1 protein-coding gene is annotated in these 401 nt (G+C 65.6%); it reads left to right on the top strand.

Annotation, left to right across the window (positions count from 1 at the left end; all coding sequences use genetic code 11):
• The coding region (locus DY467_RS25900) for a branched-chain amino acid ABC transporter permease (RefSeq protein ID WP_164639910.1) at nucleotides 1-401 on the top strand (401 nt) is incomplete at both ends.

Genomic DNA, 401 nt, shown 5'->3' with positions numbered 1-401 from the left:
GCGTAGCCCTGATCGTCGCGCTGGCGGCACTGCTGCCGCTGTTCGCCGGCAACTACGCGCTCAGCGTCGGCTCCGAGATTTTGGTGTTCGTGCTGTTCGCCGCCAGCCTGCACTTCAAGATGACGGTCGGAGGCCTCGCGTCGTTCGGTCACGCCGCCTATTTCGGTCTGGGCGCCTATGGCGCAGCGTTCGCGATCAAGTTTCTCGGCGCGCCGATGGGCGTGGCGCTGCTCATCGGACCGCTGTTCGGCTTGGCCGGCGCAGTCATCTCCGGGTGGTTCTGCGTTCGCCTGTCCGGCGTGTATTTCGCGATGCTCACACTGGCCTTCGCCCAGATCATCTGGTCGGTGGCGTTCCAATGGGTCGAGGTCACCGGCGGCGACAACGGCATCCTCGGCATC

This window comes from Rhodopseudomonas sp. BR0G17, assembly GCF_010907025.1.
Lineage (GTDB): Bacteria > Pseudomonadota > Alphaproteobacteria > Rhizobiales > Xanthobacteraceae > Rhodopseudomonas > Rhodopseudomonas palustris_H.
The sequence above is the reverse complement of the archived record's forward strand: the minus strand, read 5'-3'. Positions and strand labels throughout refer to the sequence as shown.